At 72.6% G+C, this 17244-nt stretch carries 11 protein-coding genes; 9 read left to right on the forward strand and 2 right to left on the reverse strand.

The window, feature by feature from the left end; genetic code table 11:
• Positions 1 to 35 precede the first annotated feature (35 nt).
• Both ABZ883_RS29260 and ABZ883_RS29265 read left to right on the forward strand, forming a co-directional pair.
• On the forward strand, positions 36 to 728 hold the full coding sequence (locus ABZ883_RS29260) for a nucleotidyl transferase AbiEii/AbiGii toxin family protein (protein WP_360911273.1): 693 nt from the start codon (positions 36 to 38) through the stop codon (positions 726 to 728).
• A 99-nt stretch (positions 729 to 827) separates the two neighbouring features.
• The gene (locus tag ABZ883_RS29265) at positions 828 to 2333 is read left to right on the forward strand and encodes a CoA-acylating methylmalonate-semialdehyde dehydrogenase (RefSeq protein ID WP_360911275.1); all 1506 of its coding nucleotides are present in this window, start codon (positions 828 to 830) and stop codon (positions 2331 to 2333) included.
• On the opposite strand, the gene ABZ883_RS29270 is transcribed toward ABZ883_RS29265, so the two are convergent.
• Together ABZ883_RS29270 and gabT are read right to left on the reverse strand one after the other, a co-directional pair.
• Positions 2305 to 2928: a phosphatase PAP2 family protein gene (locus ABZ883_RS29270; RefSeq protein WP_360911277.1), complete on the reverse strand. Its 624-nt coding sequence runs from the start codon at positions 2926 to 2928 to the stop codon at positions 2305 to 2307. The genes ABZ883_RS29265 and ABZ883_RS29270 overlap by 29 nt on opposite strands.
• Before the next feature lie 355 nt (positions 2929 to 3283).
• Entirely contained in the window at positions 3284 to 4615 is a 1332-nt protein-coding gene (gene gabT / locus ABZ883_RS29275; RefSeq protein ID WP_360911279.1) for a 4-aminobutyrate--2-oxoglutarate transaminase, read from the reverse strand.
• Positions 4616 to 4806: 191 nt separating this feature from the next.
• Between gabT and ABZ883_RS29280 the strand changes: the two genes are divergently transcribed.
• The 7 genes from ABZ883_RS29280 (at position 4807) to ispG (ending at position 17193) form a co-directional block, all read left to right on the forward strand.
• Positions 4807 to 7122, forward strand: coding sequence for an ATP-binding protein (locus ABZ883_RS29280; RefSeq protein ID WP_360911281.1), 2316 nt, complete (start codon positions 4807 to 4809; stop codon positions 7120 to 7122).
• Between the two features lie 598 nt (positions 7123 to 7720).
• Positions 7721 to 9259, forward strand: a complete 1539-nt coding sequence (locus ABZ883_RS29285) for a PucR family transcriptional regulator ligand-binding domain-containing protein (protein WP_360911283.1) — start codon at positions 7721 to 7723, stop codon at positions 9257 to 9259.
• Positions 9260 to 9347: 88 nt separating this feature from the next.
• Positions 9348 to 10793, forward strand: a complete 1446-nt coding sequence (locus ABZ883_RS29290; protein ID WP_360911285.1) for an aldehyde dehydrogenase family protein — start codon at positions 9348 to 9350, stop codon at positions 10791 to 10793.
• Positions 10794 to 11323: 530 nt separating this feature from the next.
• Complete coding sequence (locus ABZ883_RS29295; protein WP_360911287.1) at positions 11324 to 13261, forward strand: acyl-CoA dehydrogenase family protein; 1938 nt, start codon at positions 11324 to 11326, stop codon at positions 13259 to 13261.
• A gap of 77 nt (positions 13262 to 13338) precedes the next feature.
• A complete protein-coding gene (gene dxr / locus ABZ883_RS29300; protein ID WP_360911289.1) occupies positions 13339 to 14616 on the forward strand; it encodes a 1-deoxy-D-xylulose-5-phosphate reductoisomerase in 1278 nt (425 codons plus the stop codon).
• Complete coding sequence (locus ABZ883_RS29305; RefSeq protein ID WP_360911291.1) at positions 14613 to 15938, forward strand: site-2 protease family protein; 1326 nt, start codon at positions 14613 to 14615, stop codon at positions 15936 to 15938. The genes dxr and ABZ883_RS29305 overlap by 4 nt, the downstream gene beginning before the upstream one ends.
• A gap of 100 nt (positions 15939 to 16038) precedes the next feature.
• The gene (gene ispG, locus ABZ883_RS29310) at positions 16039 to 17193 is read left to right on the forward strand and encodes a flavodoxin-dependent (E)-4-hydroxy-3-methylbut-2-enyl-diphosphate synthase (RefSeq protein WP_360911293.1); all 1155 of its coding nucleotides are present in this window, start codon (positions 16039 to 16041) and stop codon (positions 17191 to 17193) included.
• Positions 17194 to 17244: the final 51 nt, after the last annotated feature.

A 17244-nucleotide genomic window follows, 5' to 3' on the forward strand; every position in this document is an offset into this window, starting at 1 on the left:
GATCCGTTCCGCACACCCGACGGCGGCGGCCTGACGTGGCACTCGCGCCGGGCCACGCCGCGTTCCTGGAGACCGTGCTGCCCGTCTGCGAGCAGCACGGCCTGGCGCTCGCCGGCGGTCACGCGGTCCACGCCCACGGGCTGCGCGGCGCCCCCTCCCGCCACCTGGACCTGGTGATGTTCAGCTCCACCTCGGTCGGGCGGATCGCCGCGGCGCTGGAGGCCGCGTGCACCGCCGCCGGGTACGAGGTCGCCGACCTGCCCCGCACCCCGCTGTCCGCGCAGTTCACCGCGGCGCTGCCCGGATCGCTCGCGTACACCGTGCACATCGCCAAGGAGCCGCTGTCGCACCCGCCGGTCCCGATCGGCCTGGGCCTGTCCCGGCCGGTGCCGGTCGTCGCGCTGGAGGACTGCGCCGCGCTGAAGGTGGCCGCGCTCGTCGACCGGGCCCTGCCCGGCGACCTCGTCGACGTCCGGGCCATGGCCGCGTGGTTCGCCCCCGGGGAGCTGCTGTCGATGGCGGTGCGCCGCGACGAGGACTTCGAGCCCGGCGCGCTCGCCGACCGCCTGGACAAACTGGTCGGGGCCGACGACCGCGCCTACGCCGCCCGCGGCCTGGAGGCCGCAGAGGTCGCCGACCTCAAGCGCTGGGCCTTCGCGTGGGCCCAGGACATCCGGCTCGACCTCATGGAGGGCATGGAGCGCCCCGACGATCTGTACGACATGTAAAGCGAACGCCCCGGTCGCCGACACCTTGGTGCTTGAGGCCTGCCTCCCGCCTGGTGAGACTGGCAGCGAAGGACGTGCGGGACGACAGGGAGAACAGCCGTGACCGACAAGCACATCACGCACTGGATCGCCGGGCAGGCGTGGGCCGGTACCGCGGAGCGCCACGGCGACGTGTACGACCCGGCGACCGGCGCCGTCACCGGGCGGGTGGACTTCGCGGCGATCGCGGAGGTCGACCAGGCCGTCGGCGCGGCCGCCGCCGCGTTCAAGGAGTGGCGCAACGCCTCCGTCGCCAAGCGCACCGCGGTGCTCTTCGCCTTCCGGGAGCTGCTGAACGCCCAGCGCGACGAGCTCGCCGCGATCATCGTCTCCGAGCACGGCAAGGTGCACTCCGACGCCCTGGGCGAGATCGCCCGCGGCATCGAGGTCGTCGAGTACGCCTGCGGCATCCCGCAGTTGATCAAGGGCGGCTTCACCGAGCAGGCCTCGACCGGCATCGACGTCTACTCCATCCGCCAGCCGCTCGGCCCGGTCGCGATCATCTCGCCGTTCAACTTCCCGGCCATGGTGCCGATGTGGTTCTTCCCGATCGCCATCGCCGCGGGCAACACGGTCGTCGTCAAGCCCTCCGAGAAGGACCCCTCCGCCGCCAACTTCCTCGCGGAGCTGTGGAAGCGGGCCGGGCTGCCCGACGGTGTCTTCAACGTCGTGCACGGCGACAAGGTCGCCGTCGACCGCCTCCTGGAGCACCCGGACATCAAGTCCGTCTCCTTCGTCGGATCCACCCCGATCGCCCGCTACGTCTACGAGACCGGCACCCGCTACGGCAAGCGGGTCCAGGCACTCGGCGGCGCCAAGAACCACATGCTGGTGCTGCCCGACGCCGACCTGGACCTGGCCGCCGACGCCGCCGTCAACGCCGGCTTCGGCGCGGCCGGCGAGCGCTGCATGGCCGTCTCCGTCCTGGTCGCGGTCGACCCCGTCGGCGACGAACTGGTCGGGAAGATCAAGGAGCGGATGGCCGGTCTGACGGTCGGCCCCGGCTGCAGCGCCACGTCCGAGATGGGGCCCCTGGTCACCGGCGCGCACCGCGACAAGGTGACGTCCTACCTCGACGCGGGCCTCGCCGACGGCGCGACCCTCGCCGTCGACGGCCGCGAGCACGCCGTCACCGGCGACGCCACCGAGGGCGGTTTCTGGCTCGGCCCGACCCTCTTCGACGACGTCAAGCCCGGCATGTCGGTCTACAACGACGAGATCTTCGGCCCGGTCCTGTCCGTGGTCCGGGTGGGCTCCTACGACGAGGGCCTGGAGCTGATCAACTCCAACCCGTACGGCAACGGCACGGCCATCTTCACCAACGACGGCGGCGCCGCACGCCGCTTCCAGCACGAGGTCGAGGTCGGCATGGTCGGCATCAACGTGCCGATCCCGGTGCCGGTGGCCTACTACTCCTTCGGCGGCTGGAAGGCCTCGCTCTTCGGCGACACCCACGCCTACGGCCCCGACGGCGTCCACTTCTTCACCCGCGGCAAGGCCGTCACGCAGCGGTGGCTCGACCCGAGCCACGGCGGCATCAACCTCGGTTTCCCGACCAACAACTGACCGCGAGGGCGGCGCCCGCCAGCAGGGCGCCGCACAGCAGCCAGCTCCCCACGACGTCGAGCGGCCAGTGGTAGCCGCACCGGACGAGGAAGACCCCCACCGCGATGTTCAGCAGCACGGCGGCCGCGCCCAGCAGCCGCCGTGCCGCCGTGCGTAGCAGGAGGTGCGCCAGCAGCAGCGCCGCGCCCCCGTACGCGACGGCGGCGGTGGCGGCATGGCCGGAGGGGTAGAGCCCCGGGTAGCCGGGGGAGAGCGTCAGCGAACCCGGACCCGCCCGGCCGATCAGTGGCTTGAGCAGGCTCACCAGCAGGGGGACCGCGGCCATCGCCGCGGCGTACGCGAGCGCCGGCAGCCACCAGCGGGGCCGTCCCGCCCGCCGCAGACACCACGTGGTCCAGACCATTGCCGCTATGAGTACCGGCACGGCGATCTGCGCGTTGCCCAGGTCGGCGAAGAACTGCGCGACGGGCGAACCGGCCCCGGCCGGGTGCGCGGCAGGACCCGCGAGCGCGCCGCGAAGGGGACCGTCCCACGCCAGCAGGCGCCCGCGAACCGCTTCCTGCCAGGTCAGCAGTCCGAAGAGCGCCGTGCACACGACGATCAGCAGAGAAGTTGGCCGCCCCGGAACAGGGGGGAGAGTTCCGGGGCGGCCAGAACGATCGCCGTGCCGCCCGTCCCGGGGGGTTTGGGACAAGCGGCCGACCGATCGGCGAGGATTGCCGGAGCCTGCGGCTTCGGCGGTGTGCGCGAGGGCACAGCTGCACCGGTGATGGGGAGTCACCGGCAAAGTGTCGCCCGCGGACTTCCGCAGACGGGGTGTTTCTTCCATCTGCGGAAACCGTACGTCACGGGCGGAGGGCCGGACAGGGGTTGCACCCTCCCGCCATCAGGCCCGCACACCTTCTTCACTGTGGGTGCCGGGAGTTCCCCGGCACCAGGGAAATACCTGGTCACAGGCGGGTGAACGCGCTCTCGATGATGTCCAGACCCTCATTCAGCAGGTCCTCGCCGATCACCAGCGGCGGCAGGAAGCGCAGCACGTTGCCGTAGGTGCCACAGGTCAGGACCACCAGGCCCTCCGCGTGGCAGGCCTTCGCCAGGGCGGCCGTGGCGGCCGCGTTCGGGTTCTTGGTCCCGGGCTCCACCAGCTCCACCGCGATCATGGCGCCGCGGCCGCGGACCTCGCCGATGACGTCGAACTTCTCCTGCATCCCGCGCAGCCGGCCCAGCATGACCTCGCCGATACGGCGGGCCTTCGCGTTGAGGTCCAGCTCCCGCATCGTCTCGATGGCCCCCAGCGCGGCCGCGCAGGCCACCGGGTTGCCGCCGTAGGTGCCGCCGAGACCGCCCGAGTGCGCGGCGTCCATGATCTCCGCGCGGCCCGTCACGGCGGCCAGCGGCAGACCGCCGGCGATGCCCTTGGCCGTGGTGATCAGGTCCGGGACGATGCCCTCGTCCTCGCACGCGAACCACTGGCCGGTGCGGCAGAAACCGGTCTGGATCTCGTCCGCGACGAAGACGATGCCGTTCTCGCGCGCGAACTCCACGATCTTCGGCAGGAAGCCCTTGGCCGGCTCGATGAAGCCGCCCTCGCCCTGGATCGGCTCGATCACGATCGCGGCCACGTTCTCCGGGCCGACCTGCTTGGTGATCATGTCGATCACCTGGGCGGCCGCCTCGTCCGCGCAGTTCTCCGCGCCGGTCAGCCAGCGGTAGGGGTAGGCCAGCGGCACCCGGTAGACCTCGGGCGCGAAGGGGCCGAACGAGTGCTTGTACGGCATGTTCTTCGCCGTCAGCGCCATCGTCAGGTTGGTGCGGCCGTGGTAGCCGTGGTCGAAGACCACGACGGCCTGGCGCCTGGTGTACGCGCGGGCGATCTTCACCGCGTTCTCGACCGCCTCGGCACCGGAGTTGAACAGCGCCGTGCGCTTCTCGTGGTCGCCCGGCGTCAGCTCGTTGAGGGCCTCGGCGACCTCCACGTAGCCCTCGTACGGCGTCACCATGAAGCAGGTGTGCGTGAAGTCGGCGAGCTGCGCCGAGGCACGGCGGACGACCGCCTCCGCGCTGTTGCCGACCGAGGTCACGGCGATACCGGAACCGAAGTCGATCAGCGAGTTGCCGTCCACGTCCTCCAGCACGGCGCCGCCGGCCCGGGTGACGAAGACGGGCAGGGTCACACCGACGCCGTTCGCGACCGCAGCAGCCTTGCGCGCCAGCAGCTCCTGCGACTTGGGGCCGGGGATCGGGGTGACGAGGCGGCGCTCCTGGGCCAGATCGGTCATGGCGGGCGTACTCCTTCGAACCGGTGTCCTTTCCCGCAGGCTAAGCCCGTACGGCGGTACCCCGCACACGCCGCGGGGGCGCACTCTACGAACTCTCTTCGACGTGACGGACATGAGCGTGCCAAGATCCTTCGGACCCGGGTGGCCGCTCGACTACATTGAGTGCGGACCTGCGAGGGGTGGCACACGCGATGGACATCGACGGTACGCACGGGAGGCCTGCGGCGCCTCCGCCCGGCGGTACGGGCCCGGGCACACCGCCCGTTCCGGGCGCCCGGCCGGTGCCGGGCGTCCCACCCGTGCCCTCGGGACCGCCCCCGGTCCCCGGCGCACGGCCCGGACCCGGCGACCCCGGCGGCCGCAGTCCGGCCACCGACAAGGGCCGCACCGGCACGCCCCCGCCGCCCACCACCGCCCCCGGCGCCCGCCCGGCCCCCGGCACCTGGCCCGCGCCCCCGGAGGGCACCCCGCCCGCCGGCCCCGACGGCGCCGGCTTCATCGCCTGGCTGCGCGCCCCGCGCCCCGCCACCGAGCCCGGCGTGTGGCGCCACGGCCACCGCGCCCGACCCGCGGACGACCCCGAGGCCGTGCCGGGCCGCCAGCTGATCAGTGGCGCCGTCATCGCCTTCCTCGGCGGCTGGCTGCTGTGGTCGCTGCTGTGGAACGGCTACCTCGGCAGCTACTGGCTCTGGCCCCTTTACGCATTGACGCCCCAGTCATGGGTGGGAGGGGACGGAACTAACAAACCTGCCTTTATGGTGGCGTGGTTGGCGTACATCAGCATTGTCGCCTTGGGAATCCTCGTATTCTTCGCCCGGCTCGGCCGCTGGCCCGAGATGTGGCGCCGCTACATCTCCGCCCCGCTCCGGCGGGGCCGCGAGGAGGATCCGGCCGCCTCCGCCCGCCCGCCCGCCGACCCGCGGCAGGACCCGGCGGAATTCCCCGCCCTGCGCGACAACGGCGCTGCCGACGCCGCGGACCGGCTCGCCGGGGACGCACGCGCCGGGCGCATGAACGACGTCGACTTCGCGCGGCTGACCCGCGCCTGGCAGTCGGTCCGCTCCGAGCCCGGCCGGCTCCCCGCCTTCACCGACACGGTGCTCCGCTACGGCGCCGCCGCCTGCGCCCACCCCAGCGGCGCCCGCGACCTGCCGGTGCGCGCCGCCGCGCACGACCTGTTCGCCGGACAGGTCCGCATCGGCACCGCCTCCGAGGACGAACGCAATCCCCGCAGCCACCGCGGCGCCGGATTCGCCCTCGACACCTCCGTCCTCGGCACCTCCCTGCTCGCCGTCGGTCCGCCCGGCTCGGGCAAGACCGTCCGCCTCGTGCGGCCCGTCCTGGAGTTCCTGTGCCTCCAGGCCCTCGCCGGGCGGGCGGCGGTCGTCGCCGTCGGCACCGACGGGGCGCGGCTCGCCCCGGACGAGTCCTTCGACGTCGTCGTCAAGATCGGCCGCCCCGACTCCGCGTACGACCTCGACCTGTACGGCGGCGCCGCCGACCCCGACGAGGCCGCCGGCTTCCTCGCCGAAGCCCTCGTCGGCGACCTCGCCGCCGCCCTCCCCGGCGGCGACAGCCGGCGCGCCGCCACGGCCCTGGCCCAACTGCTCGGGCCCTTCCACGCCGCCCACGGCCGCTTCCCCTCCGTCCCCGAACTGCGCGAACTCCTCGACGGCACGCCCGCGGCCCTGGCCGCGCTCCGCGCCGCCCTCCAGGAGCGCGGCCCCGCCGCCCAGGCCCAGCTGCGCGAACTCGACGCCCGCGAGCGCCAGTCCGCCCGCCCCGGCGACGCGGGGCCCCTGCTCGCCGACCGCATCGCACTCCTCGACCGCCCCGCGTTCGCCGGCTTCTTCGACACCACCGGCGGCAGCCACCCCTTCTCCCTGCGCGGCCTCGAGCACCCCCTCCGGGTCCGCATCGACCTCCCCGAACGCGGCCACGCCGAGGTCTCCCGCATCCTCGCGCGGCTCGTCCTCGCCCAGTTCGCGGAGTGCGCCGTCGCCCGGCAGGACCGTTCCCTCTTCGCCTGCCTCGTCCTCGACGACGCGTCCCACACGGTCACCGCGGAATCGGTGCGCGGCCTCCAGCGGATGCGCTCCGCGAACGCCGGGGCCGTCCTCACCCTCCGCACCCTCGACGACGTCCCCGAGCCCCTGCGTGCCGCCCTCCTCGGCGCGGTGGGCTGCCGGGCCGCGCTCTCCGGCGTCACTGCCTGGGACGGGGCCCGCTTCGCGGAGGTCTGGGGCAAGGAATGGGTGGACGTCCAGGACGTCACGAACCGCCAGATCATCGCGGACGAGCCGCTCACGCGTGTGCTGCACACCGTGCGGCGGCTCGTCACGGGGAAGGCGGTCACGGCGGAGTCCGTGACGGTGCGGAAGGTCGAGCGGGAGCGGTGGTCCGCGTCGGACCTGGCGCATGTGGTGCCTGCGGGGCATGCGGTGCTGTCGTTGACTGCCGTCAACGGTGAGCACGCCCCCCCGGTCCTCGTCGACCTCCGCTCTTAGGCTTCGCCTTTTCCCCACCCTCCCGCCCGTGTGCCCGGCAAGGTCTGGGCGCCCCGACGCGCGTTGTTGGGGGGCCGGGTTCGGGGCCTCCGGGGCTGCCATTCTGGACAGCACATTTAGGTGCCTCAGGTACTCGGATTGATCGCTCCGGGTTGTGCACCCAAATATGCTCCACAGTCCAGAACGCCACCCCTACGACCCCGCCCCCTCCGTTTCGTCATGCGCCTGATCCCCGGTGGGTGGGTGAAGGGGCGGTCCGGGGTTGCCGCAAGTGCTCTCCGAACCCCCACCGGCCGTAAGTCGCCCCAACCGGCCCGGGAGGGGGTGTGGCGGGGTGCGCCCGGAAGCGACGAGCGGCGACCGCGTGGTCGATGCCGAACAATGTGGGGCCGACCCGCGAGCGCTGAGGACGTACCCCGGCGCGGCACCGACCCCACGGCAAACGGAGCGGGGCCCGCACTTACCGCGCCGGGCTGGGGGCACCCCCGGCCGAAGGTTGGGGGAGGGTGGGAGGGCGGGGGAAAAACCCTGGCGGCGCCGCAGGTATACGGTGAGGCAGAATCGGAAGAGACCGTACTCCACGATGGAGAAAAAGCCCGTGCCCCCCACCCTCACCTCCCTCCTCCGGAACCCCACCCTGAGGCTGACCGTCCTCGCCGCAGGCGAGCACGTGGACGAGGCAACGGTCCGCTGGGTGCACACCAGCGAGCTGGACGACCCCGCGCCGTACCTGGAGGGCGGGGAACTCCTGCTGACGACGGGCCTGAAGCTGGACATGGGGTCGCCCGACGCCCTCGCGGCGTACGTGGGGCGCCTGGCGCGGGCCGGCGTCGTGGGGCTGGGCTTCGGCGTGGGGCTGAGTCACGACACCGTGCCGGAGGCCCTCGTGGAGGCGGCGCAGGCGCACGGGCTGCCGCTGCTGGAGGTGCCGCGCAAGACGCCGTTCATCGCGATCAGCAAGGCCGTGTCGGCGGCGATAGCCGCCGACCAGTACAAGGCGGTGACGGCCGGCTTCGAGGCGCAGCGGGAGCTGACCCGGGCGGCGCTGGCACCGGACGGGACGAGCGCGCTGCTGGCCCGGCTGGCGGCGCATCTGGACGGCTGGGCGGCGCTGTACGACGCGTCCGGCGCGGTGGTGGCCGCGGCCCCGGACTGGGCGGGACGGCGTGCTGCACGGCTGGCCGGGGAGGTGGACCGGCTGCGGGGCAAGCCGGCGCCGGCGAGCGCGGCCGTGGCGGGCCCGGCGGGCACGGAGGACCGGGTGCAGTTGCAGTCGCTGGGCACGGGCCGCCGCCCGCGCGGCTTCCTCGCCGTGGGGACGGAGGAGCGCCTGGACACCTCCGCCCGCTGGATCGTGCACGCGGCGGTGGCCCTGCTGACCCTCTCGCTGGAGCAGTCCCGCACGTTGCAGGACACCGAGCAGCGGCTCGGTGGCGCGCTGCTGCGGATGCTGCTCGTGGGGGAGGCCGAGCACGCCCGCACGGTGGCGGGGCGGCTGTACGGCGGGCTGCTGGAGGCGCCCGTGCGGGTGCTGGTGGCCGAGCCCGCGGAGTCCGCGGGCGAGGCGGTGGGCCTGCTGGCCGAACGGGTGGAGGCGGCGGCGCTGCGCGCGGCGGAGCCGGTGCTCGCGGTGCGCGAGGGCAACCGGCTGACGGTGCTGGCCTCGGCGGGCGGCACGGTGCTCGCCGCGTGCCTGGCGGCGCTCGACAGCGACGACGACCTGGTGGCGGGGCTGTCCGCCGCGGTCGGCTCCGCCGCCGTCCCGGCCGCCCACGAGCAGGCGGAACGCGCGCTGGCCGTCGCGCGGCGCCGCGGCGCCGGCCTGGTCGAGCACGACGAGGTCGGTTCCGGCTCGGTGCTGCCGCTGCTGAGCGAGGACGCCGTGCGGGCGTTCTCCGACGGGCTGCTGCGCCCGCTGCGGGAGCACGACGCCACCGCCCGCGGCGATCTCGTCGCCTCCCTCCAGGCGTGGCTGTCGCGGCACGGCCAGTGGGACGCGGCCGCGGCCGATCTCGGGGTGCACCGCCACACGCTGCGCTACCGCATGCGGCGGGTGGAGGAGATCCTGGGCCGCTCGCTGGACGACCCGGACGTGCGGATGGAGCTGTGGCTCGCCCTGAAGGCGGCCGGCCGCTGACGGCATCTGCCGAAACGGCACATCGCCCCGGGGTCGTGCTCCGTTGTGGACAAGCCCGTCCGGGTGCCGCCCGTCCTACGGTGTCCGCATGAGCACCTCCACCGCCTTCTGGCTCGCCGGCCGCCCGGTCACCGGCGAGGACAGCTTCGATGTCGTGAACCCGTACGACGGCAGCGTCGTGGCCTCGGTCGCCGTGCCGACCGAGGAGCAGGTCGAGGAGGCGGTCGCGGCCGCCAAGGCCGTCGAGGCCGAGTTCGCCGCCACCCCCGCGCATGTGCGCGCCGCCGCCCTGGACCATGTGTCCAAGCGGCTGGCCGAGCGCACCGAGGAGATCGCGCGCCTGATCACCGCCGAGAACGGCAAGCCGGTCAAGTGGGCGCGCGGCGAGGTCGGCCGTGCCGTCTCGGTGTTCCGCTGGGCGGCGGAGGAGGCGCGCCGCTTCAACAGCGGTGAGGCGCAGCGCCTGGACACCGACGCGGGCGGCGTGGGCCGTCTCGCGCTGACCCGCCGCTTCCCGCGCGGCAGTGTGCTCGGCATAGCGCCCTTCAACTTCCCGCTGAACCTGGTGGCGCACAAGGTGGCCCCGGCGATCGCCGTCGGCACCCCGATCATTCTCAAGCCGGCCCCGTCGACCCCGCTCTCGGCCCTCGTCCTGGGCGAGATCCTGGCCGAGACCGGCCTGCCGGCCGGTTCCTGGAGCGTGCTGACGGTCCCCAACGACCGGATGCCCGCGCTGGTGCAGGACACGCGCCTGCCCGTCGTCTCCTTCACCGGCTCGGACCGGGTCGGTTACCAGATCATGGACTCGGTGCCGCGCAAGCACACCACCTTGGAGCTGGGCGGCAACGCCGCCGCCGTCGTCCTCGCGGACTGGTCCTCCGAGGAGGACCTGGAGTGGGCCGCGAACCGCATCGCCACCTTCGCCAACTACCAGGGCGGCCAGTCCTGCATCTCCGTGCAGCGGGTCGTCGCGGACACGGCGGTCTACGACCGGCTGGCGGAGAAGGTCGTGGCCAAGGTCCGGGCGCAGGTCACCGGTGACCCGTCGGACGAGGCGACCGATGTCGGCCCGCTGGTCGACGAGAACGCCGCGCGGCGTGTCGAGTCCTGGGTCGAGGACGCCGTGGCCAAGGGCGCGAAGCTGCTGACCGGCGGAGTGCGCGACGGCGCCGCGTACGAGCCGACCGTGCTGGCCGACCTGCCGGCCGACGCGATCATCGCCACCGAGGAGGTCTTCGGCCCGGTGCTGTCGCTGCACAGGGTCGACGGCACCGACGAGGCGTTCGCCGTCGTCAACGACTCCAAGTTCGGCCTGCAGAGCGGTGTCTTCACGCACGACCTGCAGACGGCGTTCCGCGCCCACCGGGAGCTGGAGGTCGGCGGGGTCGTCATCGGCGACGCGCCCTCCTACCGCGCCGACCAGATGCCCTACGGCGGGGTCAAGGACTCCGGCGTCGGCCGCGAGGGCGTCAAGTACGCGATGGAGGACTACACCTACGAGCGCGTCCTCGTGCTGACCGGCCTCGCGCTGTAGACCAACCCCTTCCACGGCCGGGGCGCATGTGCGGTGCGCCCCGGCCGTGTTGTCCCGGTTGTCCCGCCGGGTTCCGCCCGACGCTCCGTGAAGCGCTGGCCCCTGGCATCCGGCCGGCGCGGCGGCCCGGGCGTTCACCCGGGTGGAGCCGGACACCGCGGCGAATCCCCCGGAGTCGCTTCTGGTGCCCCGTGTCCTCCCGGCCGTCCGCCGCGCGTGAGCCCGTCCCGCGGCCTCCCGTACGGGCTCCCGGCCGGGCCCGCGCCGCCGGCCCGGGACGCGAAGAACACACCGCGGAAACCCTCCTGACGTCGCATCACCCGCGGCCGGCGCGCCGCCGGACCGGCCCGTCACGGCGCCCCCGGCGGGCCGCCCGGACACCCGCGCCCGCCCCGCTCCCCGCGTCGCCGAACGGGGCCACCGGGCACCGCGGACCCGCCCGGCGGCGCGCGAGGGCTGGTGACCATGCCGGAACCGGGGTACTAACGAACACGTAGCACCGGTCGGTAACGACACGAGGTGATGCCCCCATGTCCGCAAGTTCAGCCCGCCCCACCGTCTCGGAACGCGAAGCACGCCAGGTCGCCGAGGCAGCCCGCGAGCAGGAATGGCGCAAGCCCAGCTTCGCCAAGGAACTGTTCCTGGGACGCTTCCGGCTCGACCTGATCCACCCCCACCCCACCCCGTCGACCGAACAGGTCCAGCGTGGCGAGGAGTTCCTGGCCAAGCTCCGCGACTTCGTCGAGACGAAGGTGGACGGCGCGCTGATCGAACGCGAGGCGCGCATCCCCGACGAGGTCATCGACGGGCTCAAGGAGCTCGGCGCCCTCGGCATGAAGATCGACCCCAAGTACGGCGGTCTCGGTCTCACACAGGTCTACTACAACAAGGCGCTGGCCCTGGTCGGCTCCGCCAGCCCCGCCGTCGGCGTGCTGCTCTCCGCGCACCAGTCGATCGGCGTGCCGCAGCCGCTGAAGATGTTCGGCACCCCGGAGCAGAAGGAGCGGTTCCTGCCGCGCTGCGCCCGCACCGACATCTCCGCCTTCCTGCTCACCGAGCCCGACGTGGGCTCCGACCCGGCGCGCCTGGCCACCACGGCCGTCCCGGACGGGGACTCCTACATCCTCGACGGCGTCAAGCTGTGGACGACCAACGGTGTCGTGGCCGATCTGCTGGTCGTCATGGCCCGGGTGCCGAGGAGCGAGGGCCACAAGGGCGGCATCACCGCCTTTGTGGTCGAGGCGGGCTCGGAGGGCATCACCGTCGAGAACCGCAACTCCTTCATGGGGCTGCGCGGCATCGAGAACGGTGTCACCCGCTTCCACCGGGTGCGGGTCCCCGCCGAGAACCGCATCGGCCCCGAGGGCTCGGGTCTGAAGATCGCCCTGACCACCCTCAACACCGGCCGCCTGTCGCTGCCCGCGTCCTGCGTCGCGGCCGGCAAGTGGTGCCTGAAGGTCGCCCGCGAGTGGTCGGTGGCCCGCGAGCAGTGGGGCAAGCCGATCGCCGAGCACGAGGCCGTCGGATCGAAGATCGCCTTCATCGCGGCGACGACGTTCGCCCTCGAGGCCGTCATGGAGCTGTCGAGCCAGATGGCCGACGAGAACCGCAACGACATCCGTATCGAGGGCGCGCTCGCCAAGCTCTTCGCGTCCGAGATGGGCTGGGTGATGGCCGACGAACTCGTCCAGATCCGCGGCGGCCGCGGCTTCGAGACCGCCGAGTCGCTCGCGGCGCGCGGCGAACGCGCCGTGCCCGCCGAGCAGTTGCTGCGCGACCTGCGCATCAACCGGATCTTCGAGGGTTCGACGGAGATCATGCACCTGCTGATCGCCCGCGAGGCCGTCGACGCCCACCTGTCGGTGGCCGGCGACCTCATCGACCCCGACAAGGCCCTCGGCGACAAGGCCAGGGCCGGCATGAAGGCCGGCGGCTTCTACGCCCGCTGGCTGCCGAAGCTGGTCGCCGGACCCGGCCAACTGCCTTCCGCCTACGGCAGCTTCCACCCCTCGGGCCATCCGGACCTCGCCGCGCACCTGCGCTACGTGGAGCGCAGCGCGCGCAAGCTCGCCCGCTCGACCTTCTACGCGATGTCCCGCTGGCAGGGCCGTATGGAGACCAAGCAGGGCTTCCTCGGCCGTGTGGTCGACATCGGCGCCGAACTGTTCGCGATGAGCGCCGCCTGCGTCCGCGCCGAGATGCTGCGCACCCGCGGCGAGAACGGACGCGAGGCCTACCAGCTCGCCGACGCCTTCTGCCGCCAGTCGCGGCTGCGGGTGGAGGAGCTGTTCGGCCGCCTGTGGGCCAACACCGACACCATCGACCGCAAGGTGGTCCACGGTGTCCTCGGCGGCGCCTACACCTGGCTCGAGTCCGGCATCGTCGACCCCTCGGGCGACGGACCGTGGATCGCCGCCACCGACCCCGGACCCTCCGGCAAGGAGAACGTCCACCGGCCGATCCGCTGAACGGCAGGCCGCGGCCGAGGGCACCGCTTCCCGGAGGCGGTGCCCTCGGCCTGCCGCCGACCGGACACAATGGGGGGATGACCGACTCTCTCGCCGACCCGCACCTGCGGCCGACCGGACCGGACACGGCCACCGCCGCCCACGACGGCCCGCGCGACATCGTGATCCTCGGCTCGACCGGCTCGATCGGCACCCAGGCCATCGACGTCGTCCTGCGCAACCCCGACCGCTTCCGGGTGGTGGCCCTGTCCGCCGCCGGCGGCCGGGTCGGGCTGCTCGCCGACCAGGCACTGCAGCTGGGCGTCGAGGCCGTCGCCGTCGCCGACGAGAAGGCCGAGGGCCCGCTCCGCGAGGCCCTGGCCGAGCGGTACGGGAGCGAGCCGCTGCCCGAGGTGCTCGTCGGCCCCGACGCGGCGACCGAGCTGGCCGGCCGGCCCTGCCACTCGGTGCTGAACGGCATCACCGGCTCGATCGGGCTGCGCCCGACACTCGCCGCCCTGGAGGCGGGCCGGATCCTGATCCTCGCCAACAAGGAGTCGCTGATCGTCGGCGGCCCCCTGGTGAAGGCCGTGGCCGCGCCCGGCCAGATCGTGCCCGTGGACTCCGAGCACTCCGCGCTCTTCCAGGCCCTCATGGGCGGCGCCCGCTCCGAGGTCCGCAAGCTCGTCGTCACCGCCTCCGGCGGCCCCTTCCGCGGGCGGACGAGGGAGGAACTGGCCGGGGTCACCCCGCGGCAGGCGCTGGCCCACCCCACGTGGGACATGGGACCGGTGGTGACCATCAACTCCGCCACCCTGGTCAACAAGGGCCTGGAGGTCATCGAGGCCCACCTGCTCTTCGACATTCCCTTCGACCGCATTGAGGTCGTTGTCCACCCGCAGTCGTATGTCCACTCGATGGTGGAGTTCACGGACGGTTCGACCCTGGCCCAGGCCAGCCCGCCGGACATGCGGATGCCGATCTCGCTGGGGCTGGGCTGGCCCGAGCGGGTGCCCGACGCCGCGCCGGGGTGCGACTGGACGAAGGCGGCCACCTGGACCTTCTTCCCGCTCGACGACGAGGCGTTCCCGGCGGTGGCGCTCGCGCGGCACGTCGGTACCCTCGGCGGTACCGCGCCCGCGGTGTTCAACGCGGCCAACGAGGAGTGCGTGGCCGCGTTCCTCGCGGGTTCGCTGCCCTTCACCGGCATCGTGGACACTGTCGCGCGGGTGGTGGAGGAGCACGGCACCCCCACGGCGGGAACTTCTCTCACCGTCGAGGACGTCCTCGAGGCGGAGAGCTGGGCACGGTCCCGTGCCCGGGAACTGGCAGCGGAACAAGCGGAGCAGGCGACTACGGAGGCGGCACGCGTATGACGGCACTCATGTGGGTCCTGGGGCTCGCGGTGTTTTTCGTGGGCCTGCTGTTCTCCATCGCCTGGCACGAACTCGGCCACCTCTCCACCGCCAAGCTCTTCAAGATCCGCGTGCCCCAGTACATGGTCGGCTTCGGGCCGACCATCTGGTCCCGGCACAAGGGCGAGACCGAGTACGGCGTCAAGGCCATCCCGCTCGGCGGATACATCCGCATGATCGGCATGTTCCCGCCCGGCGACGACGGCCGGGTCACCGCCCGCTCCACCTCGCCGTTCCGGGGCATGATCGAGGACGCGCGCTCGGCGGCCTACGAGGAACTGCAGCCCGGCGACGAGACCCGGATGTTCTACACGCGCAAGCCGTGGAAGCGCGTGATCGTGATGTTCGCCGGGCCCTTCATGAACCTGGTCCTGGCGTTCGGGCTCTTCCTGATGCTCTTCATGGTCTTCGGTTTCCAGACCCAGACCACGACGGTCGGCTCGGTCTCCGACTGCGTCATCCCCGCCTCCGACACCAAGGCCCTGGACTCCAAGGACCCCTGCGCCCAGGGCTCGTACCCGGCGGCGCCCGCCAAGGCGGCCGGACTGCAGAAGCGCGACCGGATCGTGGCGCTCAACGGCGTCAAGGTCGACGACACCCAGTGGTCGCTGCTGCAGCAGCAGATCCGCAAGACCATCGGCCCCGCCACCATCACCGTGCTGCGCGACGGGAAGACCGTCGACCTGCACGCGAACCTGATCGCCAACAAGGTGGTCAAGACCGACAGCGACGGCCTCGTCGTCAAGGGCCAGTACGTCCAGGCCGGTTTCCTCGGCTTCACGCCCGCCACCGGCGTCGTGCGGCTGGGCTTCGGCCAGTCGGTCGACCACATGGCCACCACGGCGGAGGAGGGTGTCCGGTCGCTCGGTGCGCTCCCCGGCAAGATCCCCGCCCTGTGGAACTCGGTCTTCGCCGGCGCCGAACGCCAGCCCGACTCCCCGGTCGGCATGATCGGCGCGGCACGTCTGGGCGGTGACGTCTTCTCCCTGCCCCTGCCGGCCACGCAGAAGATCGCCCTGATGGTGAACCTGCTCGCCGGGGTCAACCTGGCCCTGTTCCTGTTCAACATGCTGCCGCTGCTCCCGCTGGACGGCGGCCACATCGCGGGCGCCCTGTGGGAGTCCCTGCGGCGCAACCTCGCCCGTGTCTTCCGGCGCCCCGACCCGGGCCCGTTCGACGTGGCGAAGCTGATGCCGGTCGCCTATGTGATCGCGGGCGTCTTCATCTGCTTCACGGCCCTGGTCATGGCCGCGGATCTCATCAATCCGGTGCGTTTGACCTAGCGCGATGTCCTCGGCCTGGGTGGGGTGACGTAGTCTCGTTCAACGGAGCCCGCCCATGCCGCCGGGACCTCGATCCGCGTACTTTGGGGATGCCACGCACATGACCGCGATTTCGCTCGGGATGCCGTCCGTTCCGATCAAGCTCGCCGACCGCCGCAAGAGCCGCCAGATCCAGGTCGGATCCGTGGCCGTCGGCGGCGACGCACCGGTCTCCGTCCAGTCCATGACCACCACCGTCACCGCGGACATCGGCGCGACGCTGCAGCAGATCGCCGAGCTCACCGCCTCCGGCTGCCAGATCGTGCGGGTCGCCTGCCCCTCGCAGGACGACGCGGACGCCCTCGCCACCATCGCCAGGAAGTCGCAGATCCCGGTGATCGCCGACATCCACTTCCAGCCGAAGTACGTGTTCGCGGCGATCGACGCGGGCTGCGCGGCGGTGCGGGTGAACCCGGGCAACATCCGGCAGTTCGACGACAAGGTGAAGGAGATCGCGAAGGCGGCCTCCGACGCCGGTACGCCGATCCGGATCGGGGTGAACGCCGGGTCTTTGGACCGGCGTCTGCTGGAGAAGTACGGGAAGGCGACGCCCGAGGCGCTGGTGGAGTCGGCGTTGTGGGAGTGCTCGCTGTTCGAGGAGCACGGGTTCCGGGACATCAAGATCTCGGTGAAGCACAACGACCCGGTGGTGATGGTCAACGCGTACCGTCTGCTGGCGGCGCAGTGCGACTATCCGCTGCACCTGGGTGTGACGGAGGCGGGTCCGGCGTTCCAGGGCACGATCAAGTCGGCGGTGGCGTTCGGTGCGCTGCTGAGCGAGGGGATCGGGGACACGATCCGGGTGTCGTTGTCGGCTCCTCCGGCGGAGGAGGTCAAGGTCGGCATCCAGATCCTGGAGTCGCTGAACCTGCGGCAGCGGCGGCTGGAGATCGTCTCGTGCCCGTCGTGCGGTCGGGCGCAGGTGGATGTGTACAAGCTGGCCGACCAGGTGACGGCGGGTCTGGAGGGCATGGAGGTCCCGCTGCGGGTCGCGGTGATGGGCTGTGTCGTCAACGGTCCGGGTGAGGCGCGCGAGGCGGACCTGGGGGTGGCCTCGGGCAACGGCAAGGGGCAGATCTTCGTGAAGGGCGAGGTCATCAAGACCGTGCCGGAGTCGAAGATCGTGGAGACCCTCATCGAGGAGGCCATGAAGCTCGCCGAGCAGATGGAGGCCGACGGCATCGCCTCCGGCGAGCCCTCCGTCTCCGTCAGCTGACCGCCACGCACACGCGTACCGTGCCGCCCCTGTCACCCCTCCCGGTCCGGG

The sequence above is a fragment of the Streptomyces sp. NPDC046977 genome (assembly GCF_040644455.1).
In the GTDB taxonomy this organism is placed as follows: domain Bacteria; phylum Actinomycetota; class Actinomycetes; order Streptomycetales; family Streptomycetaceae; genus Actinacidiphila.

Excerpts from the sequence above, each read along its gene's own strand:
- gabT (WP_360911279.1), bottom strand. The coding sequence starts at position 4,615 with ATGACCGATCTGGCCCAGGAGCGCCGCCTCGTCACCCCGATCCCCGGC.
- ABZ883_RS29280 (WP_360911281.1), top strand. The coding sequence starts at position 4,807 with ATGGACATCGACGGTACGCACGGGAGGCCTGCGGCGCCTCCGCCCGGC.
- ABZ883_RS29290 (WP_360911285.1), top strand. The coding sequence starts at position 9,348 with ATGAGCACCTCCACCGCCTTCTGGCTCGCCGGCCGCCCGGTCACCGGC.
- ABZ883_RS29295 (WP_360911287.1), top strand. The coding sequence starts at position 11,324 with ATGTCCGCAAGTTCAGCCCGCCCCACCGTCTCGGAACGCGAAGCACGC.
- dxr (WP_360911289.1), top strand. The coding sequence starts at position 13,339 with ATGACCGACTCTCTCGCCGACCCGCACCTGCGGCCGACCGGACCGGAC.
- ABZ883_RS29305 (WP_360911291.1), top strand. The coding sequence starts at position 14,613 with ATGACGGCACTCATGTGGGTCCTGGGGCTCGCGGTGTTTTTCGTGGGC.
- ispG (WP_360911293.1), top strand. The coding sequence starts at position 16,039 with ATGACCGCGATTTCGCTCGGGATGCCGTCCGTTCCGATCAAGCTCGCC.